Below are 14,846 nucleotides of genomic sequence, written 5' to 3'. Positions count from 1 at the left end.
TGTGACACATAACGTTAACTGAGAATGATCAGTATCGTACCAGCCAGAGTCATCAAAATATTGGCTATCGCATAAGTGCCGGCATAGCCTAAGGCAGGGATGGTTGATTTGGCATAATCATTAACGATATCCATCGCCGGTGCGCAGGTTCTGGCACCAATAATGGCACCAAACAGAAGTGCGCGGTTCATTTTCAGAATGTAGGCACCAACCAAATAAGCCAGTACAACGGGTACGACACTGACTAGGAAGGCGAGGCCAATTACTTGAACCCCAACCTGAGAAAGATGCTCGAACATCTTACCACCCGCACTCAGACCAATTCCGACCATAAAGAACATCAAGCCTAGGTCTTTAACCATATTTAGCGCACCTTGCGGTACGTAGCCAAATGTTGGATGGTTAGCGCGTAAGAAACCGAGTGTGATACCCGAAAGAAGCAATCCCACGGCATTACCGAGACCAAACGAGACTTGACCGAATGTCATGGTGATCAAACCAAACATAATGCCCAGAATGAAGAAGCTACAAAACGCGAGTAGATCCGCCATCTGGCTGTGGATTGAGATAAAACCGATTTTTTCCGCTAAGCCGTGGACACGACTTTTCTCACCACTGACCTGCAGCACATCACCTTTCGCCAAAACGATATCTAAATCCATCGGCATTTCAATCTGAGCACGAACCACGCGGTTGAGGAAACAGCCGTATTCGGAAAGATTCAAATCAGAAAGACGTTTACCGGCAATCGCATCACTTTTTACGACGATCTCTTCTTCGACGATACGCAAGTCTAGCAAGTTGCGATCGAAGACTTCTTTTCCGTTGCGGAAGCTAGGATCGAGACGGGCGTGACTATCTGGGAAGCCCACGAGAGCAATCTCATCCCCTTCTTGTAAAATAGCGTCACCATCAGGATGGGCGAGGATACCATTACGGCGAATACGCTCAATGTAGCAACCGGTTTGACGATAAATACCGAGTTCTCGTAAGTTCTTACCGTCAATCCAGTTAATCAACTCTTGACCAACGCGGTAAGCACGAATAATTGGCAAGTAAACTTTGCGCTGACCAGACCCCCCTAAACCGCGTTCTTGCGCAATTTGTTGTGCTGAGTCGGAAAGGTTCTGCTTTTGCAGTTTTGGCAGAAGCTTGGCAAACATGATCATACTGATTAAGCCGATCAGATAAGCCATCGCATAGCCGACAGACAGGTTCTCGATCACCTGAGCAAAGTCCATATTTCTTGGTGTGGTCGCTAAACCAGAATTGAGGGCGTCTTGGGCACCAACCAACACAGGCGTTGAAGTCAGGGCTCCCGCCATCATGCCTGCTGATAGACCGAAATCTAATCCCAGATGATGGCTGGCAAAATAGGTGATCGAAAGGGCTGTGGACAGCACCACCATACTCAAAATGAAGTAATGCTTACCGTCTCTGAAAAAAATACCGAAGAAGTTAGGGCCTGCTTCAATACCAACACAGTAGATAAACAACATAAATCCGATAGTTAATGCGTCAGCATTAAAGGTAAAACCGAGGTGTCCCATGATGAGCGATGTAATCAACACACCAATGGAGTTGCCCAATTGAAGGCTTCCAAAGCGGATTTTACCAATACCTAAGCCTATCGCTAGGACAACGAAAATAAGAAGAATGGGGTTCTGTTCGAGCAAGGTTACGACGTCAATGTTCACGGGCAATTCTTGTGTTGGTGCCGGGCAGTAAGTTATGTCAGCGAATTGTATCTGAATATTGCCAAAAGATAAGTGAAAATTTTGACAATTTATTGTTGAGTAGAGTTAAGAACAATATGACTGCGGTTGCAAACAGAATAGAAACAAAAAAAACCGCGTTAGACGCGGCTTTTTTAAAAACGGATTTATTACTCGGCGAATAGGCCTAGGTGTTCTTTAGCGTATGCTTCGAAGTCATCGCAACCACCGATGTGCTCTTGGTCGATGAAGATTTGTGGCACAGTCTCAACAGGTTTACCTACGGTTTTTTCTAGGTCTGCTTTAGAGATACCCTCTGCGTGGATATCAACGTAGCGGTAGTTGAAGTCATCGCGCTGTGCTTTTAGTGTTTCTGCGTGCTCTTTTGCGCGAACACAGTATGGGCAAGCTGGGCGACCAAAGATAACTACGAACATATTCTCTTTCTCCTGTAATTTGTTAACTGCAACTATGCCCGATCCAATGGCGGAAATAAAGTGGCATTTACCTGTTGTTTCAATAGGTGAAATCTATCGAACAAAAATTGAACCCAGTCAGTTATATTTAGCTATGAAACCTGTACTTTGTGTCGATAAAGCCATAAATTTTTTAAGGTTAATTGCTACAAATTGCACTTGGTCAAATTAATTAGTGGTAAATCGGTGCAATCTAATTGGGCCGGTGTGACAGGGAGAGGCAGAACATGTTTCAATTTATGACCTCCACGCGAATCATCTTTGGTGAAGGTGCACTGCAGTCATCATTGTCTGTACTGAATCAATATGGTTACAGCGTACTCTTAGTAACAAGTAAAAACCTCAGCAGAGCCTCTCCCGTTATTCAATATCTCAGTTCTCAAAACATGCGCTATCAGCATGTTGCTATCCGTGGTGAGCCCAACATTACAATGGTAGAAGAGACCGCATTAGTCGGTCGTAAATTTAGGCCAGACATGGTGGTCGCGATGGGCGGAGGGAGTGTTCTCGATATGGGCAAGGCACTTGCTGCTATCATTCCTAACCAAGGTGATGTGTATGACTATGTTGAGGTCGTGGGACGCAATGTTCCACTCAAGTCGAAGCCTATTCCTTTCATCGCGATACCAACTACCGCCAGTACCGGCTCTGAAGTGACGCGGAATGCAGTACTTCGATCAGGGCAAGACAAGGTTAAGGTAAGCTTAAGAAGCCCCGACATGTTAGCTGATGTGGCAATTGTCGACCCTACATTGACTTATGGTACCGATGTTGAGACATCAGCTCGGGGAGCAATGGACGCCTTCACTCATTTGATGGAAGCCTATGTATGTGGGCAGCCAAATCCGCTGACCGATATGATCTGTGAAGAGGGGTTGCGCAGATTAAGCAAATCTATCCTTGCTGCCTGCTTAAACGATCAACATTCCGCTCGGTCGGATCTTTCGTTTGCTGCAATGCTGGGCGGCATGGCGGTCACCAATGCCAAACTGGGTGCGGCACATGGATTGGCATCCGCTTTGGGCGGCAAACTCAATGCCCCTCATAGTATTATCACCGCCCGTCTCGCGCCCTACGTGATGTTGGAGAATATTCATGCCGCAGAACGTGCCGGACGAGATGATGTGTTGGATCGCTACGCTAAGATAGCGAGTATTGTCTCTGGGCGTGTCAATGCTTGCCGCGAAGATTCGGTATTATGGGTCAACATGATGCTTGATCGGTTAGGTTTACCAAAACTCGACCAGTTTGGAGTTTGTACAACATCATTCGAAAATGTTGCTGAAGATGCGTTAAAGTCAGTGGCAATAAGAGGTAATCCTCTTCCGCTGACCAAAGAACGTTTGACGCATATCCTACAACAGGTATGTCAGTGCGATGGTTCCTGCCAAGAGGAGATACCATTTGAACACCAGTGTGAAGCCAGTGTGGTCAGGCTAGGTGGAGATAAACTGGATGAGGGACGTTTGCAAAACAGCTAACTAGAAACGGAGCGTTAAACGCTCCGTTTCTAGTTAAAATTGTGACAGCTTGTCGTATCGAGAATCTTTCAATACGTCTTTAACGCGTTTGAGGTTTTCACGGAAACCAGAACCACGACGCAGTGTAAAACCTGTTGCCAAAACATCAATCACGGTCATTTGAACCACGCGGCTTGCCATTGGCATGTAGACATCGGTGTCTTCTGGGACATCTAGTGAAATAGACAAAGAGCTGGCTTTATCTAACGGCGAGTCTTTAGCCGTAATGGCGATTACCGTCGCCCCATTTTCACGTGCAAGGTTCGCGATCTCGACTTGGCTCTTAGTTCGACCAGTGTGAGAAATCAGAACGATCACATCATTGTCAGTGCAGTTAATACAGCTCATACGCTGCATAACGATATCTTCAAAACAGGTGATTGGGATATTGAAACGGATAAATTTGTTTTGAGCATCTTTTGCTACTGCTGATGATGCACCCAATCCGAAAAATGAAATGCGCTTCGCCTGAGTAAGAAGATCAACTGCACGGTTAATTTGCATTGGGTCAAGGCTGTTTTTGGCTACGTCTAAACACGCCATAGTAGATTCAAAAATCTTATGCGTGTAGGCGTCTGGACCATCATCTTCCTCAACATTGCGGTTTACATAAGGTGTTCCGTTAGCAAGGCTTTGCGCTAAATGAAGCTTAAAATCAGGGAAACCTTTAGTGTCCAAGCGACGACAAAAACGGTTAACCGTTGGCTCACTTACGTCAGCCATCTTAGCCAGTGTAGCAATACTAGAATGAATCGCAGTCTGAGGGGAAGCCATGATAACTTCGGCGACCTTACGCTCTGACTTACTAAAGTTTTCTAGATTTTTTTGAATTTTTTCTAATGTATTCATAGTGTTCACGAGGGTATAGAGAACAACTCACCAGATATACCCGTAATTAATGATAGGAAACAACCAGTTTCCCAAAAGGTAAGTGCAATCCGGCGCCATGCGACCAGTATAAACCTAAGCCAAAGGTTTACGGCAATATTTCTATCTGTCAATTGGCTATTATATGACAAGCCTCAAACTAAATTTTGTCTAAACTACAGAAATCATATCCTGAGCCAGAAAAAAACAAAATCTGAAGCCTGTGTTGATAGGGAAATTACACTTTTCCAGAAAGAAAGTTTCAGTTTAAGGCTGATGATTAACGATTTCTGTACATAGCTCATCAATCCTAGCCATCAAGTTAGGTACTTGAGTCGCGATAACTCTTTGCTCCTCAAGAACGGAACTAAGAATATCCCTTCCGGTGAGTGGGTTAGCGAGCACCACACGAAAAACGATCGTGTTAAGGTGATTCCACTGTTCAGGGTTAAGGCGTGTTCGTGAGACAAATGATTTACCTGTTTCACGTTGACGCTTCTGAATGAACATGGTCAATTCGTTGAGCAATTCATTGAGCTGCTCAGTTTGTTTACCCGTTGAGAGCTTGAGTGCAGCTTTGACATGCGCAGGTAAATATCGATAAGTAAGCAGACACAGTTCAGGCTCAGAAACAAGTTCGAAGTCCGGTTGCTGATGGATAAGGTCGGCAAAGTAGCGAGCTTTTTCGATACTTTGGTCAATGAGCAGCTCATAACCTGGGCGGCTGATAATATGCATTGCGGCATACACCAGCATCGCCATTCCGGAGCGAGAGCCTTCCAACGTATGGCTGCCAAGATCTTTTGAACCTTTACGCAAAATGTACTGTGCGTGGTGTTCAATAGACTTCATCGCATCAGGTTGTTTGAACAGAACCATGCCGGCGCCCATTGGGATGTATAGCTGTTTGTGTGCGTCGATGGTGACAGAGTCTGCTAATTCAACGCCATCCAATAAGTGTCTATGATTGTTAGACATCAATGTCGCCCCCCCCCACGCTGCATCAACGTGGAAGTGACACTCTTCTTTTTTACAGATCTCAGCGATGGCGCGTAATGGGTCGATGTTGCCAGTTTCAGTGGTTCCTGCGACCCCAATTACCGCAAACGGTTTGATGTTGTGCGCTTTAAGTTCGATGATCTTCTGTTGTAAGGCCGCTGGGCAAATTCGGTTGTTGCTGTCGGTTTTAACCGCAACCAATCCCTCTTGACCGATGCCCAATACATCCGCCGCTTTTTTCAGTGAGTAGTGACCGCGTTCAGACACCAAGACAGCAAGCCCTTCGTAGCCATAATGCTTCATGGCTTTGAATAGACCTTCTTTCTCAACGCCTTTGAAAGAGCCTTGCGCTCTTAGAGCGTTGTTACGTGCGACCCAAAGAGCGGTAATATTCGCTATTGTACCACCTGAACAAAACGCGCCCAGAGAGTGGTTTGCGCTATGCATCCATTGTGCGTAGAAGTGGTCATCTTGCCCGTAAATCAGACGATGCAACATGCCAAGGACTTGACGTTCCAGTGGCGTGAAGGCTTTTGAAGTCTCAATCTTTACCAAGTTTTGGTTGAGAGCAATCATGATTTTCGACAGTGGCATGAGAAAGTAGGGCAGTGCCGACGTCATATGACCAATAAAGCTAGGCGCCGAAGTATGGACAGAGTGGGAAACTAACGTATCCAGCAGGTGCTGGGTGTGGTCGGAGACAAATTCAGGTTGCTCAGGTATAGATGCTCGAGAGAAGTCTTTTTCGATGTCTCGCAGCGGTTTTTCTTCTGCTACGATATGTTCACGCAGAAACTTATTCAAGTTGCGTGAAAGCTCTTCGTCGATTTTGGTTAGCGTTGAGTCAGGCCCTTCAGGTACTGTGAAAATTCGGAGTAAGCTCTCGAAACTCACATCAGCCGTTTTTTGTTCCGGTATCATACAGCTTCATTGCTCTAATCGTTCTTGTTGCAAGCGGGACAATCTAAACGAAAACGGGAACAATGTCCCGTCTTAATTAAAGATTGTTGGTGTTTGGTGGGGATAAACACTGAGATGATGCCAAAGCCCCTGCAATAGCTGTGACTATTGGCAATTGATGGCTTCTAGATTCTTGATTGATTCATTGTAGCGTTTAAGGGCTGAATCAATTTTGGTTGGATGGCTGAGTAGATCAGCGAAAGCAGAACGAAGCTGGTAGTTTTTCTCATGTGGCGTCGCTTGGCGATCTGCGAACGTGATCTGAGCAAGTTGTCCAAGTTCGTCGCTGCGAGAGGCAAGTACCTTAATATCTTTCTGTTCAAGCTGTAACCATGCTTCGACAGGTTGAGCGGTTGCAACTTTTGTAGGATCTTGTTTAAGGTAGTAATGAACTGCTGCTCGATTGAGTTCGAAGTGGTTTTTACGCCCTTTAAGGAACCATTCGCTGACTTCTTTCAACTCTGGATACTGCTCAGCGGTAAGCTGGGATAAATCTTCATACCAGTGCAGAGAAGCGTCAATGTACGCATCATATTTTTGTGACATGCAGGTGTTGTCTGCGGCTGCGGCCATTGTTGAGGTGGCGGCGAGTAGCAGTGCAGCAATCGTACGTTTCATAATGATTCCTTTTGAATATAATTATTATACTAATATTTTCTAATTTAGTGCTTTCTAAAATTAATGGCTTGTAAGCGGCCAATATAAATAATTTTCTTGTCGATTCCTGCGATCTAGCCTGCAAGTGAGACAAAGAAAAGCATCAAAACGGGCACGAGAAGGCTAAGAATAAATCCACTTACGATAGCAATGGGTACACAGCGAACCCCACCGGTTGTCTGAATCACTGGTAGCGTAAAGTCCATCGCGGTTGCCCCTGCATAACCAATTGAAGTACACGGACGGGTTCTAATAAACAAAGGGATTAGAACTAACGCAATCAGCTCACGTAAGAGCTCAATCATGAATGACGCCCCACCATACACTGGACCAAAAGCATCACCCATCAAAATACCAGCTAAAGAGTACCAGCCAAAACCAGACGCCATAGCGAGGCCACGATAGAGGTCGATATCGAGGATCAGAGCCGAAATAACACCGCCGATCATAGAGCTTGCGACTATGGTCAGTGCGATGACCATGCCCTGCTTATTAAGAAGAATTTGGCGCAGAGTGAGGCCGCTATTTCGAAGTTGGATGCCAATAAAAAATAGCAGTAAAAAGAGAATCCATTCGCTTGCGGTGTCAACCCAGCTAAGATCGATTGGCAGCATAAGGCCGATGACCAGTCCACCGCCGACAACCAAAATCAGTTTGGCAGATTCCATCGCCATCGCAGAAAGCGGCAACTTGGTATTACTGGCATCGGTATGAATGGGTAGCCATTTGTCGATCAATGGCAGTACCGCCAAGTTCGCTAAACTTAGACAGGTAAAAAATACCGCTGTCGTCTTTAGAATCAATTGGAGGTTCTGACCGAGATTATCCAGTGCCGCTAAACTCAAGCCCATTAGCGCCAGAATGACGTAAATAAGGTTTGATGTTGTGGCGTTGATTTTATCTAGGAGTGACTTTTTAGATATAGAAATGAAGTACCCCACCACAAGTGGGGCAAAGATAAATAACATCCCTGAAAACATGATACTTCCTGTTCGTGGTTACAAACCACTTGCGCTAATAAGTTCATCTATTTGAGTATTGAACTCAATATCACTTAAATTACTGAGTTTGTACAGTATATCCGCGCCTGTTACATCAAATTCTACAGTGTGTTCATCTATGTGCTCGTCTTGACGACGGAACATTAGTATATGATTAGCAATTCTGGCGATATCAAGGTAAGTCACTGCTAAGTCAGATTTTGTTTTGGTTTGGTTTGAGGCAACTTCTAGGAAGTCATTGTCAAAGCCCCAGCTTTCAAGAACTAGTGAACTAGCGTTAGAACACTGACGGTCGAACACCTGAAAAGCAATCTCTTCGTCAAGGTAATTTCCTTGCTCTAGGTAGCTATGATATTCGCTAATAATGCAGAATAAGCCGATATCGGCGAGCAAACCTGCCAGAAGTGCCTTGTCAGTTTCGATATGTTGATATCTTGGTGATTCTGATTCTTTAAATCCACGAGCAACGAGAACCATAGTGGCGGCAAGCTCTCGTGAGTTTGCAGCACTCTGCACCAGCATTCTGTTGCATGAAGGGCTTAGGTTGATCGAATGCTTTAGCTGCTCAATTGCCTGAGCAGTCACTATGTCACGTACGCGTAAAATACCCAAACGAGATACCGCGGTAACTAAGTCGGTGCAAGTGATATTGCGGCGATTAAAAATGACTGAGTTAGCGACGCGAATAACGATGGCTGCGAGGCCAGGATCTTCCAACAAACTATCAGCGACGTCAGCAATACCTGTGGAGTCTTGCGAACATAATTGCTGGATCTTTAATACCACATCAGGGATAGGAGGCAGTGATATCTTCCGCGATTTGATTGAGTGTTCAATAAGAACTGAAAACTCAGATTCGATGCCTTTAATTAAAAGCTCATTATTCTGCGGTAGCCAATAAAATGATAGGTGATTCATAAGTGCTAGAAGGTTAATTTGTCCTATGCAGTGTAGCGTTTTCCTACATACTTTAGCAAACAATAGATTACTTATATTGATAGGTTTTGTGATACGGGATGTTGTGAAAGCTATGGCATTCAAAGGACGTAAAGTACTAAATTGTGACACTTAATCCAGAATTGCCCCTTTCTCATGCAATTGATGTGACGCATGCCCAGACTTATTTCGTTTCGTTAACTATCATTCTTATTGTTGTTATCACTCTGGCTCAAACAAAAAAATTAACTGCTCGAGTGTGTTTTTATCTTTCGCTTATAACTGCTGCTATCTGGTGATCACGACTAATCGGGGTTTTTGATTGAGGATCAATGGATATGACAGAGCAACAATTTATTCAATATGTTAAGAAATTTGGTGACTTCCAGAAACGATCAATGTTTGGTGGTACTGGGTTATTCAAAGACGACGCAATGTTCGCTCTTCTTAGCGCGAATAAAATTTTCATCCGTGGTGCTGAAGCACTCGACGAAGAGTTAAGAGCTCTTAATTGCGAGAAGTATCGCCACGTTAAAAAACAGACGACAGCAACCGTTAACTACTACGACATTACCTCACTTTTTGTTGATAACTTTGAACGTGTCGAAGAGTTAGTTGAGCAATCCATTAAGTGTTCTGTATCACAACGTAAATACAAACGTTCTTCTGCTAATCGTCGCCTTAGAGATTTGCCTAATATGCAGTTGACGCTAGAGCGCATGGTTAAAAAAGCCGGTGTGGAAGATGTTGATACCTTCCTAGAACTCGGTGCAGCGGCAGTATTTAGCCGTGTCAAAGAAGCTTATGGCAGTGATGTAGATGTCAAGCTACTGTGGAAGTTTGCCGGTGCAGTCGAAGGGATTCATTGGAAACTGATTCAGGAACCACGCAAGCGTCAACTATTGGCTAACTGCCACTAGATTAATCGTCACTTTAAGTGTTCGCTCAAAGCAAATGGATTTGCATAAAAAACCGAGGCAGTGCCTCGGTTTTTTAACAATTACGTTCTATTAGAATTTAAAACGTGTAGTGAACATTAGCTGATCACCGTAGAAGTCATTGATACGCGCTTCAGCACCTAGAGAGAATAGCTCTGTAGAGTGGAATCGTGCGTAGGCTGAACCAATCCACTTGTCGTCGTCATCAATTGAGACATAGCCACCTTTACCACCTACTTCTAGTTGTGGACCTAACCACTGGCGGATGCCTAAATTCAGTTCCATGCCTGTGTTGGTTCCGCGACTGTAACCGTTACGGCCCTGATCACCTGTGTCAACAAGGCGAAGAAGCATTTCACCAGTAAAGTCAGCCCAGTTATTGATTGGAGCATGGAAACCGAAGCCTGCTGCTGCATCGTAGTCACCTTCGAACTCAGAGTCCACTCGACCTAAAATGTGAGCGTTAGGGTGGATTGACTTACTCATTGCTGCACCGAAAGTTACAGGACTAGCACCGATACGAGCTTCTAAGTAGTCATAACTGAAGTTACTCATGACCGCAGGGCTATTTGGATCGGTTTGAGCAAATGATTGACCGGATGCAAGCACTAAAGCTGCAGCTAAGATTGTTTTACGCATATGGACGATAAACCTATATCTTGTTAATTTCCTTGGTCTTTAGCGACACAAGCGCTATGACATTAATTACGACATGATAATGCATCATAGCAATGGTCACTATAAAAATGTCATTGTTTTGTCGTTATTTATACCTATAAGCAATCTGTGTGCCATAAATGATTATTTATTCACCAAATTCGAGGCGATTTTTAGCCATAGCTTCAAACATTCTTTCAGTATCTAAAGCCGACGCCCAAGGCATTAAGTTAGATTCGTTGTCGATGATATAGGTAGTCAACTGGTCTTTAATCACTTTGCGTAGCTCATCACCACGCCAAGGTTTAGCAATGTAAAAATCTAGGCTGGAGTGATTGATTGCTTCAACGGTGTCTTCCAAACCTGCTTGTCCGGTTAGGAGCAACTTGCGCGTGGCCTTGGTTTGAGGGTCATCATTCAACTCGATAAGAAATTGGATGCCCGTTTGCTCAGGCATGATGTGGTCACACAAGATCAGCGCCAGTTTTACGTCTTCTTGCTGTGCTTCATGGATGATATCCTTAGCCTCTTTTACCGACTCAGCCGGTTCGAGTATAAAGTGCTCTTCGAAGCAGTCTAAGTCTTGAATGACGCTGTCCAATACTTCTCGTTCATCATCGACACATAAGATTAGGTATTTGTTCATTCGGGACTCCTTGGCGAAATAGCCAGTTGACGGCAGGGCAGCCAAACTGACATTGACGTAAATTGGTTTTCAACAGACTCGACCTCAATTCTACCGCCGTGCTGATGGACAATTTGCTGGCAGACAGATAATCCAATACCCAAGCCAAAATTGCCTTCTTTCTTGGTGGTAAAGTTGAGATCGAACATTTGTGTCTTAACAGAGTGGGGGATACCACAGCCGTTATCGGTAAATGTCACCACAACCCAGTCTTGATCTGCGTTGTGGGTATTTTGGGTCTCAATCCTCAATACTCCTTGTTGGGGAAAAGCATCAATGGCATTGGAAATGAGGTTGGTCCAGACTTGCTGTAATGCAATCGGTAGGCATTGAATGGTCGGAATGTCAGCATAATGACGCTCAACTGAATGAAATTTGAGTTTGTTCTCAAAAATGGTCAGTGTGTCTTCGATGCCTTCGTGAATATCTGCGAGATGAAAGCGCTCGTCGTCTGGTCGCGCGTACCCTTTGAGGCTTTTAACCATGTCTGCGATTCTTCCAGCACAAACATTAATGGAGCGCAGCGTCGAACCCGCCAGATAGTAATCTTCTAACTTTTCAAGTTGCTCTAAGGTTCGTTCAGGATCCTTTTGTGCCAGATCATGCCAATTGGTTTGTGTCTCTAAACCGAGTTTGACCAGTTTTTTAGCGATTCTTCGGTGGCTGACTAAAGCTTCAACATCGCGAACAATGGCTCGTTCGGTTGCGGTTGAACGCGGGCGTTGAGTCAGCCCTTGTTTGAGGACTGAGATACCTTCGAGCCCGATGTCATCAATCGAATGAACGTCGACCAGATGTTGCATCTTTTCGGTCAAGAGGTCGGTGCCGCGCAGTATTGCTGCAACTGGATTGTTGAGTTCGTGGGCGACGCCTGCGACGAGTTGCCCCAACATTGCCATCTTTTCACGTTCAATGAGTTGCTGGTGGGCAAGCTCTAAGGATTCAAGCGTTTTTTGTAATTCTAATTTAGTGTTAATGCTGCGCTGTAGTCGGCGGTTAAAGTGGCGAAGCAGCAAGTTAGTAAAGAGTGGTAACAGCGTCATATTGGAGTGCATGACCTTACCAAACACTTCTCGATCTAACTTAATAACTTCAGTCTGTGAGAGTGTGACTGCGGTTGAGAATGAAGGTTCTCCGGTCACAAAAGACATACCACCGACAATATTCCCCTGTGAGTGTCTAACCACTTCTCTTTGTCGGCCAATATCATCTTTTTTATACAGGGCAACTTGACCTTTGGTTATGAACCATAGGAACTGGTTCTCTTCACCTTCTTTGGTCAGTAAGTGGTCCGGTGAATAGGTTCTTATCGCCCGACTTTCATCTTGATCAGCAAAGAATTCCAGCAGTGCGGTGGTGACCTGTTGGGCTAATTGTTGATCGGAAAGGCTATGATGATCGGTAATAAAACCTTCTCGATAGCTGCGCATCTTCTGTTCGATGTGGGCACGTAGCAGTCGATGCTGATCGAGCACCATACTATACGCGAGTAAGTTATCTTTATCGTTTTGTAGAATAAAGGTCGTCAGTTCTTTCTGCGCGATTTGGTGAACGAGATTGTCTTGCAACGGTTTGGTTAAGCAGTGGTCTAACCGACCATCATTCACCGCTGACAAGATAGCCTGTATATCCTGTCCGCAACTGATTAAGATTTTACGTGCTCGTTGGGTGTGACTGTTTTTGTCGAGCTGGATAAGAAAGTCAGCGCCGTTGAAATTTTCATGGTGGCTAGCAATGACAAGTGCGACGGTTTGGTTTTGCTCTAGGCAATACTCAAGCGCTGCGTGAGCCTCGTCGAGTGAGTCGGCGGTATGCAGGTCGAATTTGGCAGAAAGAGGGCTGAGTTCACGCCTCAGCTGCTCGATACTAATTGGGTTGTTATCTAAACACAGTACGGCAAAATGATTCACGAGTAAGCTACAATTTGAAAATCCACAGGGATAACTGTATCAAGGTTGAAAAAAATGTATTGAGAGCTAGGTATGAGAATTTCTGATGTTTTTAATAGAAAGCCAATACTCTGATTTATCTCAATGTTTTTTCGTGTAGACTGGATGAAATCGAAGTTTAAGAAATTTATACCATGGAACTTAAAAAAATTGCTGCCATAGGCGGTGCTGTTGTACTTGGATTATGTTGGCCACTTGCTGTCGGTCAGATTGGACAAGCCGTTATTAGTGATGGTATCGCTCACCTTAATAGTGATTCCATAAAAGCAGAAATCGTAGAGTATGACAGAGGCTACTTGTCATCTACGGTAAAAACTCGCTATACGGTTTTTGATCCAACGTTGGCTGAGCAGCTTGCCGTCGATGGTTTGCCAACCGAGGTTGTGCTCACGAGTCATGTAAGCCATGGTTTATTTAATCTTAAAGCGGAATCGGTCATAGATAACCAGCCGGAACTGCCATTGACTTTAAACACAGTCACTCAACTCAACGGTAATACCGATTACGTCTTATCAATGGCCAACTGGAATCAGGTTTCTGAAGGTCCGGATGGGGCTATTGTTTCTGTGACCGCATCAACGCTGAAAGGGCATATCAGCGTATTGGGTGATTTAACCTATCAGCTAAGTGTTCCGTCGGTAGAGGTTGACTTCAATTCCGGTGAAAAAGTGCTGCTTTCTGGATTATCGGGTCAAGGTGAAGGAAAGAAAATTAACAGCTTTTGGATTGGCGAACAGACGCTAAAAGTGGCAGCAGCGTCCATCCTAGATGTGGATCAGTCGCCGCTATTTAGCCTTAGCGACAGTCAGTATACTTTCACAAGCTCATTTGACGACGTGGAAAAAACGGTCAGCAGCCAACATGTTGTCGATTTAAGAGATCTAGTGACTGTCGATGGTGATGTGGATAGCGTGTCAATTGACCTTGCATTTGGCGGCTTAGATAGCGTTGCTTTTGAGCATTTGGTCAATCTCTATCAGAACAACCCAATGCCAACCAATGAGGACATTGATGCCGCGGTACCATATGTGGAAAGTTTATTCTCAAAAGGTTTTTACCTTGCAATGAACAAAATGGCAGTTAAGTTAGGCGATGAGAGTGAATTTGAGTCTAAATGGCAGATAACTGTTCCTCAAGGGACTGACAACGTTACACAGAATCCAGCCATGATTTTGCCTGCGCTAACTGGCGATCTAGACACCTTCTTTTCTAATGGTTTAGTTACTCAATACCCATTTATACAGCAAGGCATTGATGAAGCGATGGTGATGGAACTGATTAAAGAAACCGACCAGGGCTACCAGATTAAAGCGGAGCTGAAAGAAGGTAATTTAGTGTTCGCTAACGGGCAGCAAATTCCTCTAATGGCGTTGCTTCTACCCGCATTGATGACGCCGTAATTGCAAAATTTAATTGCTTAGAGAGAAAAGAGGTCTTAAGACCTCTTTTCTTGCTTTTTATCAAGCAAAAAACATGGTATTAATCG

13 protein-coding genes are annotated in these 14,846 nt (G+C 44.5%); 3 read left to right on the top strand and 10 right to left on the bottom strand.

Translation table 11 applies throughout. The annotated features are described in order from the left end of the window. Nucleotides 1-14: 14 nt before the first annotated feature. Nucleotides 15-1,697 carry an aspartate:alanine antiporter gene (locus tag DA100_RS17495; RefSeq protein ID WP_138973299.1) on the bottom strand — a complete coding sequence of 561 codons (1,683 nt, stop codon included), beginning with the start codon at nt 1,695-1,697 and terminating at the stop codon, nt 15-17. A gap of 188 nt (nt 1,698-1,885) precedes the next feature. Beyond that, nucleotides 1,886-2,152 carry a GrxA family glutaredoxin gene (locus DA100_RS17490; protein ID WP_138973298.1) on the bottom strand — a complete coding sequence of 89 codons (267 nt, stop codon included), beginning with the start codon at nt 2,150-2,152 and terminating at the stop codon, nt 1,886-1,888. Between the two features lie 266 nt (nt 2,153-2,418). Between DA100_RS17490 and DA100_RS17485 the strand changes: the two genes are divergently transcribed. Beyond that, complete coding sequence (locus tag DA100_RS17485; RefSeq protein ID WP_138973297.1) at nt 2,419-3,672, top strand: iron-containing alcohol dehydrogenase; 1,254 nt, start codon at nt 2,419-2,421, stop codon at nt 3,670-3,672. A gap of 33 nt (nt 3,673-3,705) precedes the next feature. On the opposite strand, the gene DA100_RS17480 is transcribed toward DA100_RS17485, so the two are convergent. From DA100_RS17480 to DA100_RS17460, 5 genes are all read right to left on the bottom strand, one after another. Continuing rightward, complete coding sequence (locus tag DA100_RS17480) at nt 3,706-4,560, bottom strand: MurR/RpiR family transcriptional regulator (protein WP_010320194.1); 855 nt, start codon at nt 4,558-4,560, stop codon at nt 3,706-3,708. A 285-nt stretch (nt 4,561-4,845) separates the two neighbouring features. Continuing rightward, nucleotides 4,846-6,498 carry a pyridoxal-dependent aspartate 1-decarboxylase PanP gene (gene panP / locus DA100_RS17475; protein WP_138973296.1) on the bottom strand — a complete coding sequence of 551 codons (1,653 nt, stop codon included), beginning with the start codon at nt 6,496-6,498 and terminating at the stop codon, nt 4,846-4,848. 144 nt (nt 6,499-6,642) lie between these two features. Continuing rightward, entirely contained in the window at nt 6,643-7,155 is a 513-nt protein-coding gene (locus DA100_RS17470) for a hypothetical protein (RefSeq protein WP_138973295.1), read from the bottom strand. Between the two features lie 113 nt (nt 7,156-7,268). Then, nucleotides 7,269-8,174: a lysine exporter LysO family protein gene (locus DA100_RS17465; protein ID WP_138973294.1), complete on the bottom strand. Its 906-nt coding sequence runs from the start codon at nt 8,172-8,174 to the stop codon at nt 7,269-7,271. Between the two features lie 18 nt (nt 8,175-8,192). Continuing rightward, nucleotides 8,193-9,113, bottom strand: a complete 921-nt coding sequence (locus DA100_RS17460; protein WP_138973293.1) for an HDOD domain-containing protein — start codon at nt 9,111-9,113, stop codon at nt 8,193-8,195. Nucleotides 9,114-9,463: 350 nt separating this feature from the next. Here DA100_RS17460 and DA100_RS17455 point away from each other — a divergent pair, with 350 nt between their 5' ends. Then, on the top strand, nt 9,464-10,051 hold the full coding sequence (locus DA100_RS17455) for a TfoX/Sxy family DNA transformation protein (protein ID WP_138973292.1): 588 nt from the start codon (nt 9,464-9,466) through the stop codon (nt 10,049-10,051). Between the two features lie 90 nt (nt 10,052-10,141). Here DA100_RS17455 and DA100_RS17450 read toward each other — a convergent pair whose 3' ends face one another. The 3 genes from DA100_RS17450 to DA100_RS17440 all read right to left on the bottom strand — a co-directional run bounded on the left by DA100_RS17450 (nt 10,142) and on the right by DA100_RS17440 (nt 13,321). Then, nucleotides 10,142-10,708, bottom strand: coding sequence for a hypothetical protein (locus tag DA100_RS17450; RefSeq protein WP_138973291.1), 567 nt, complete (start codon nt 10,706-10,708; stop codon nt 10,142-10,144). A gap of 166 nt (nt 10,709-10,874) precedes the next feature. After that, nucleotides 10,875-11,372, bottom strand: coding sequence for a response regulator (locus tag DA100_RS17445; protein ID WP_138973290.1), 498 nt, complete (start codon nt 11,370-11,372; stop codon nt 10,875-10,877). Then, nucleotides 11,369-13,321 (bottom strand): ATP-binding protein, encoded by a 1,953-nt coding sequence (locus DA100_RS17440; RefSeq protein WP_138973289.1) that lies wholly within the window; start codon nt 13,319-13,321, stop codon nt 11,369-11,371. The genes DA100_RS17445 and DA100_RS17440 overlap by 4 nt, the downstream gene beginning before the upstream one ends. A gap of 173 nt (nt 13,322-13,494) precedes the next feature. On the opposite strand from DA100_RS17440, the gene DA100_RS17435 reads away from it, so the two are divergent. After that, on the top strand, nt 13,495-14,760 hold the full coding sequence (locus DA100_RS17435) for a DUF945 family protein (RefSeq protein ID WP_138973288.1): 1,266 nt from the start codon (nt 13,495-13,497) through the stop codon (nt 14,758-14,760). Nucleotides 14,761-14,846: the final 86 nt, after the last annotated feature.

It is taken from the genome of Vibrio sp. Hep-1b-8 (genome assembly GCF_006124995.1).
In the GTDB taxonomy this organism is placed as follows: Bacteria; Pseudomonadota; Gammaproteobacteria; order Enterobacterales; family Vibrionaceae; genus Vibrio.
Note: the sequence above shows the minus strand (reverse complement) of the source record. Positions and strands in the feature narration are given on the sequence as shown.